This window comes from Vibrio sp. 1562 (assembly GCF_033340155.1).
GTDB lineage: Bacteria > Pseudomonadota > Gammaproteobacteria > Enterobacterales > Vibrionaceae > Vibrio > Vibrio alginolyticus.
Genome location: NZ_JAWOVY010000843.1, coordinates 1 through 504, shown reverse-complemented (window position 1 = coordinate 504; position 504 = coordinate 1). Strand labels below are relative to the sequence as shown.

The 504-nt window shown below is 50.6% G+C and carries 1 pseudogene; it reads left to right on the top strand.

Annotated features, from left to right (window positions below):
* Positions 1-504: pseudogene (locus R7Z49_RS27985) on the top strand (flagellar hook-length control protein FliK); the annotation flags it as partial.

The following is a 504-nucleotide window of genomic DNA, read 5'->3' as shown; positions in this document are numbered from 1 at the left end:
TGCTGTTGACACCACAGGAATGAATGTTCTTCTCAGTGCAACAACACCAACTGAAACACCAGACCTTGCAGCGCAAGCGCAAACCTTGACGCAAGGCATGCTAAACATGGCTGAGAAATCGGTTGCGTCGTTCAACAAAGTCAATCCGTTGGAAGTAAAAGGTGAAGCAAAAACAACAAGCCCAGCGCAAGCTAATGCCTTGTTAAACACATCACCGCAACAGCAAGATATTCAAATTAGCCAAACGACTTCTGCGAATGCACGCGTGAATACCTCTGCCGTAGACTTTCAAGCATTGTTGAACCAACCAGCGCAAGGGCAAGCAACGACTGCACCACTGAACGTTCAAACTTCTGCTCCGTCCGCTCAAGCAGTGAGCGCTGCGACAGTGGCGCATGCTCATACGCAAGGCTCAGAGTGGGCAGCAGTGAAAGTGGACACAAGTGCAGGCAAATGGGGCGAGCAGATGATGCAAGTGCTGCATGACCGAGTCACCTTGCAAGC